Below are 6,773 nucleotides of genomic sequence, written 5' to 3'. Positions count from 1 at the left end.
TTTGTCATTTAAGAGATTCTCAGAGCGTTAATTTACCTTTTGAGACAGCCTCTTGTAGTTAATTAAAGGTTGTATGTTAATCTAAATGCTTTGGTGTATAACCATCATCACTTAGTTCTCTGTGTACATAATCGGCTTTCATTTCAGCTTCATAGTCTATTTCTTTGCCTTTTCTGAAACGTCTTAAGACAGAGTCAAATAAAGAATAAACCACCGGTACAATAATCAGGGTAAGGAATAAAGATGACGTCAAACCACCAATAACCACCCATGCCAGACCTTTGTTCATTTCCGCACCTGCCCCGGTTGCCAATGCGATCGGTAACATACCGAAGATCATTGCAATGGTAGTCATCAGGATCGGACGAAGACGCGCATGGTTGGCCTGAATTAATGCATCATGGGTATTCGCACCGGCTGCTTTTCTGGCATTTGTAAAGTCTACGATCAGGATCGCGTTTTTCGCAACAAGACCGATCAACATGATCATACCCAGCATGGTAAAGATATTCAGCGAGTTGGCTGTTAAGGCAAGGATTACCATTACCCCGATCATCGCCAACGGAATGGAGAACAATACCACGAACGGATATACAAAGCTGTCATACAAGGAAACCATTACCAGGTACACCAATACGATAGCTGCCAATAAAGCAATCCCCAATGTACCGAAACCTTCCTGCTGGTTTTCCATATCACCGCTCCAGATATAATCTACACCGGCCGGTTTGTTCTTGTTGTCCATAAACTGTGCAGCCCATTCATTGGCAACGTCTCCTACCGGTCTACCTACTGCTTTAGCTCTTACTTTTACAGAAGGTGATTTATCTCTACGTTCAAGCAAGCTCGGCCCGGAACCCATCTTCACATCTGCAAACTGGCTCAGACGGATCTGCTCTCCGTTGCTATTGGTAAAGATCAGGTTTTTAACATCATCAATGGATTTTCTGCTGGCATCGGCGAAACGGATATTAATATCATATTCATATTCCCCTGCTCTGAATTTTCCATCTGTATTTCCGTTGAATGCCGTCTGCATCGTTTGTCCTACATTGGAAAGATTCAGGCCTAAAGAAGCCATTTTATCCCTGTCGATATTCACCTGAACTTCCGGATTTCCTGTATCGGTTGACAATTCAGCATCTACCGCTCCCGGAACTTTTTTCAATAATCCCAAAATTCTGGTTGCTTCTTTTACTGCTGTTTCATTATCCGGAGCAGTTACCACCATCTCAATCGGGGCATTTTCAGCACCCATGATCCCGATCGGAGCTGTTTTGAACTCAACCCCTGTGAATTTCTCTTCCAAGGCTCTTTTTACTCTAGCCGCCTTGATGTTCGTGCTCTCAGAACGTTCAGATTTATCCGTTAAATTTACCTGGACTTCAGACTGATAAGTTGTAGCCTGAGCCCCGCCAAAACCTGTTGACTGCTGACCAACTGTTGTGATAAGGTCTACCACATCTTTATCATTTCTTAAAAATTTCTCAACCTCTAGCGTCAGCTGGTTAGTTTTTTCAATGGTAGCATCTTTTGATAATTCCATCTGAACCAGGAACTGGCCACGGTCTATCGGAGGGAAGAACTCACCACCGATGAATCCAAACGCCACGAGCATGAATGAACTGATCAAAACAATGAAGGTGATTACAACCGTAGATATCCTTCGCAGAGTAGTTTTCAAACACCATTCAAGGATTCCTGTCACCCAATGTGTGAATCTGTCAATCAAACCTTCAAACCAAAGGATAAACTTCTCAAACCAGTTCTTCCCTGTCAGATGCTGCAATTTACCGAACCTTGATGATAGCCAAGGAATGATGGTAAATGAAGCCAACAATGACAATAAGGTAGCAATAACCACCGTGACACAGAACTGGGCCAGGATATTGGCCACAAGACCTGTACTCATGGCAATCGGTAAGAATACCACCACAATTACCAAAGTAATAGCCGCAACCGTAAATCCGATTTCTGAAGCTCCGTCATATGCTGCTCTGATCTTACTTTTACCCATCTCCATGTGACGGTAAATATTTTCCAGCACAACGATGGCGTCATCCACAAGGATACCTACCACAAGCGACAGACCAAGTAAGCTCATTAAGTTCAGGGTGTATCCCATCAGGTTCATCCCAATGAACGTTGCTATCAATGAAGCAGGGATAGAAACCATTACAATAAACGCATTCCTGATACTGTGAAGGAATAACAACATCACAATCGCCACGAGTATAATCGCTAAGAACAAGTCGAAGATAACGTGGTTGGCAGATTCCAGGGTGAAGTCTGTGGTATCATTTACTACCTTTACTTTTACTCCCTGTGCGGCATATGTTTTTTCTACTGTCTCAATGGTTTTCTGAACACTTTCAGATACTGCAACCGCATTGGCATCGGATTGCTTTTTCACCTGCATTAAAATCGTCGGGAACTGGTTGAATCTCGCTACTTTTTCAACGTCCTTCTGAGAATCGAAAACCGTTGCAATATCAGATAAACGAACCTGAGCCCCGTTTTTATTGGAAACCACAAGGTTGTTCATTTCCGCAACCGATTTATATTTTCCTGATAACCTGATCGTAGATTTTGTTGTTCTCGTTTTCAGGCTACCTGTAGGGAAATCAAGGTTTGATGAAAGAATTGCCTGTTGTACATCCCCGACAGAAAGGCCATACCCCTGTAATTTTTTCTCATCGATATTTACCTGGATTTCTCTTTCCTGCCCACCCACAAGGTCCACTTGTGCTACCCCGTTTACTCGGGAGAAAATAGGTTCGATTTTTTTATCCAACAGGTCATAAAGATCCTTGCTATTCAGTTTGGTACTTGAAATACTCATTGTAATGATCGGCAGATCATCCAAAGAGAACTTATTCAGAGACGGCGCATCTACATCATCCGGAAGGTCTGCCAGGATTGCGTTTACCTTTCTCTGCGCATCATTTAGAGCATAATCTACATCCGCCCCGTCGTTCAGCTGAACCATAATTACAGACAAGCTTTCATAAGAGGAAGATTCCACCTTTTTCACATTTTCCAAAGAACCAACAGCATCTTCTATCTTCCTGGTCACGGAAGTTTCCACCTCACTCGGCGAAGCTCCCGGATATACCGTAGAAATGGTTACCATATTGGTTTCAAACTTCGGAATCAACTCGTATCCCATGAGCGTATAGCTCAGGATCCCCCCTAATGTCAGGATTGTAAATAATACAATAACCAACGAGGGTCTTTTTATCGATATTTCTGCTAACTTCATAAATCTTCTACTTTACGATATTGACTTTAGACCCGTTATCAAGATTGATCTGTCCGCTGGTAACTACCTGTTCCCCGCCGTTAAGACCACTTAAAATCTGCACCTTATCTCCATAAACTTTACCTACCGTTACCTTGATAAGCTTGGCAACTCCGTTCTGAACGATAAACAGCTGTCCTGAGCTTACTCCGTTTACGAATGCTTCAGCAGGAACCGTCAGCATATTCTGGGTTTCAGCGCCATTGTTGGTTTTGAATATGGCTGTAGCATACATACCCGCTTTCAGCTTTCCGTTATTCGGAACTTCAATTTCAACGGGGAAATTCAATGATGCATCACTTTTAGGAGCAATGAAGGTGATTTTTCCACTGAAAGAATCTTCCGGTAAAACATTCACACTGATAGGCACTGTCTGCCCGAGCTGAATCCTACCGATCTGGCTTTCATCTACCAGTACGGAAAGCTTCAGACTGCTGATATTTACGATTTCAAACATTGCCGTTCCCGGAGAAACTACGGTTCCCGGCTCCACCATCTTTTTATTGATCACACCACTGATCCCTGCACGGATGCTTGTATCATTTATTTTAACGCTTTGGGCTCTTACTGCAGCCTGGGCATTCTTTAATTGTAATCTTGAATTATCCAACTGCTGCTTCGTAACGCCTCCTGTTTTGTATGCGTTTTCGTAACGTTGGTTATCTATAATTGCATTCTGTAAGTTATTCTGAGCCTGGGTAACGTCAACTTCAATAGCGTCTCTTTTAATGGTAGCCAACGTCTGCCCCGCAGAAACTCTTGAGCCTTCTTTTACAAGAACACTTACGATACGTCCTGAGATTTCTGAAGACTGATTCATTTCCTGCTTTGGAAGAAAAGTACCGTTCGCGGAGTAATCTGTATTGATATTTTCTCTGGTTACAGTTACTACATTTACGTTGATTTTGTCTACCTGCTTCGCAACCTCGGTAACTTCCTGCGTCTGCTTCTCCTTGTTGCTGGCAATCTTATAAGCTGCCAAACCTACCAGGACAGCCGCCACGATGATATATATTAAAGTTTTTTTCATAGTTTATTATGGGTTTTGTAATGTGTTTAACTCTCCTTTTGCTTTGATCAATTTTATTTCCGCCTGTTTATAATCCAATAAAGCATTTGCATAATTCTGCTTAGCCTGGGTCAGAGCATTTTCGGCATCAAGAACCTCCGTAAGAGTTGCCAGACCGTACTGATAATTGGATTGTGTATCTCTCTGTACCTTCTCAGCCAGGTCCACATTGTCTTTCATGCTCTGAATGCTGATGATCGCATTTTCCATATTGGAGACAGCATTCTTATAATCCAGGCTCAGGCTGAGCTTTGTATTTTCAATATCCTGATCCAGGTCCTGAATATCAATTTCCGCCTGCTGAATCTGCGCTTTCGTTTGTCCTCCCATAAAGATCGGGATTTTGATGGCCAGGCCTATAGAAGCATAATCACTCCAGTTGGTCCCCTGTGAAGCGCCGGTAAAGTACGGAAACTTATTTCCTAATCCCTGCCATCCATAGTTAGCCGTCAATCCTACTGTAGGATAGAGGTAAGCCTCTGTTGCCTTTTTATTGTATTGTAAAAGCTCTCTCTGCTTGTTCAAAACCTTTAATTCTGATCTCTGTTCCAGGCTAACATTGGTTGCCAGAAGCTGGGGGTTCGGCTCAATCGTCTTTTCTTCAAGTTCAATAGGGGTTTCAATAGGGATTCCCATATAAAACTTCAATGCATTTTTAGAAACTTCCACAGCATTGATCAGCTGTTGTCGGTTAGACCCGATATTGGTAAGCTGAACATTCGTACGGTCTAAATCGATAGGTTTAGCCAAACCATTATCCACCAGGCTCTTGATCACGTTTCTTACTTTTTCGGTATTAGCATAGCTGGCCTCTACCGTTTTAAGATCTTCTTCCTGAACGAATACCTGATAATAGGCGGTAGCAACATTTTCGATGATCTGCTCATTGGTGAGTTCCGAATTGAGGATATAAAACTCACGGGTGGACTTTGCGGCTTTTAGCCCTGTGAAAACCCTCTGATCAAAGATGTTCTGATAAAGAGTCACTGAATTTACAGACTGCCACTTGGTGCCGAAAGTTACAGGAACAAGCTGTCCCGGCATTCCTATGATTTCACCTGGGAGAACAGATGTCTGCAAAATCGGGTTATAGGTATTACTGATATTTGCGCTGATCTGGGGTAAAGCTCCGGCTCTTGCTTCATTGATCTTATATTCAGCTTTTTTCACCTGTAAAGCAGCTTTTTTAGCTTCCGCTTTATTTTGTAGCGCCTGCTTGATAGCTTCCTGCAGGGAAACCTGCTGCTGTGCAGATGCTGATGAAAAACCGAAAATCATAAATGCAGCCGCTATTCCTATTTTTAGCTTTTTTGCAGTTATACGTTTTCTTTTCATAATTTTATATTACTTCGTTTATTTTTTTAATAGTATTTTTTTTTCAGAGCATTTATTTTTAAGGGACGAATCATTTTAAAAATTACTTTAACCTTTTTTATTTTTTAAATAACATATTCAAAATGATCTCTTTTCTTGCTGAGATGATCCTGTCAAATTCTTCATCATTAATCATCAGATTTTCCATCAGCAATGGCCTTACTGCACTGGGAAATACCAGCAGGGAGACCATATTTAAAAGAAACTGTACCGGTTCCATTTTTTCAATATTTCCCAGTTCCATTTCCCTTTCAATATCGTCATACAGCTTTTTCAATTCATCTTCTTCTATATCTTTTTTATGGCAGTTCCCTTTATTGATCTGCGAAACAATATAGGTTTCGAGGTAGGGATACTGAAGACTTGTAGATAAACTTCCTTCTATAAACTGGCTTATTTTTTCCTTAAAAGGCAAATCGGAATTCATAATGATTTCAGATTTTTCGTGTTCTACTCTTTGTGCTTCATCAAAAATAATCTGGATAAGATTATCTCTCGAGCGGAAGTAGTAGTTTATAAGCGTTCTGTTGACCCCGGCTGCATCAGCAATTTCCTGGGTTGTAGCGTCAAACTTACCTTTCACAAAGAATAAATTCTTTGCTGTCTCCTTGATCAATTCTTGTGTTTGGTCTTTTTTTGCTTGATTTGACATTTTTGTTAAACAAATTTGTGCAAATATAAATCAACTGTCTGTTTTGACAAAATTGTTAAACAAGAAAATTAATAGAATTATTATGATTTACATCAGGTTTTTAATCCCGCCCGTATGAATACAAAAAATCCTGTTCCTTTTCACAGTGTTCTGCTGTTCTTTATTTCTATGAAGCAATGGACAGATCAAGATAGGCGTGAAATATTTTTAAATGGGTTAAATGTTCAGCTTAGAAAAATTGGAGTTATAATATTTATGATACGGAGAAAGTTATAAATCCAAAGTTTAAGAAAACAGAATCTATTGAGATACAGACAGAAATTACTGTGGATGATCAAGGTTTCGAAGACAGAGTCTATATAGTGAAAAACAGATAA

Annotated in this window: 4 protein-coding genes; all 4 read right to left on the bottom strand. The window is 40.8% G+C overall.

Translation table 11 applies throughout. The features are described 5' to 3' along the window. Positions 1-76: 76 nt before the first annotated feature. The 4 genes from ABMQ40_RS13470 to ABMQ40_RS13455 all read right to left on the bottom strand — a co-directional run bounded on the left by ABMQ40_RS13470 (position 77) and on the right by ABMQ40_RS13455 (position 6,396). Positions 77-3,262: an efflux RND transporter permease subunit gene (locus tag ABMQ40_RS13470; protein WP_370900459.1), complete on the bottom strand. Its 3,186-nt coding sequence runs from the start codon at positions 3,260-3,262 to the stop codon at positions 77-79. Positions 3,263-3,269: 7 nt separating this feature from the next. Next, positions 3,270-4,331, bottom strand: coding sequence for an efflux RND transporter periplasmic adaptor subunit (locus ABMQ40_RS13465; RefSeq protein WP_370900457.1), 1,062 nt, complete (start codon positions 4,329-4,331; stop codon positions 3,270-3,272). Between the two features lie 6 nt (positions 4,332-4,337). Continuing rightward, positions 4,338-5,705 (bottom strand): TolC family protein, encoded by a 1,368-nt coding sequence (locus tag ABMQ40_RS13460; RefSeq protein WP_370900455.1) that lies wholly within the window; start codon positions 5,703-5,705, stop codon positions 4,338-4,340. Positions 5,706-5,802: 97 nt separating this feature from the next. After that, on the bottom strand, positions 5,803-6,396 hold the full coding sequence (locus ABMQ40_RS13455) for a TetR/AcrR family transcriptional regulator (protein ID WP_370900453.1): 594 nt from the start codon (positions 6,394-6,396) through the stop codon (positions 5,803-5,805). Between the last annotated feature and the right edge of the window lie 377 nt (positions 6,397-6,773).

Origin of the sequence: Chryseobacterium gossypii (assembly GCF_041361455.1) — a bacterium.
GTDB lineage: Bacteria > Bacteroidota > Bacteroidia > Flavobacteriales > Weeksellaceae > Chryseobacterium > Chryseobacterium gossypii.
The sequence above is the reverse complement of the archived record's forward strand: the minus strand, read 5'-3'. Positions and strand labels throughout refer to the sequence as shown.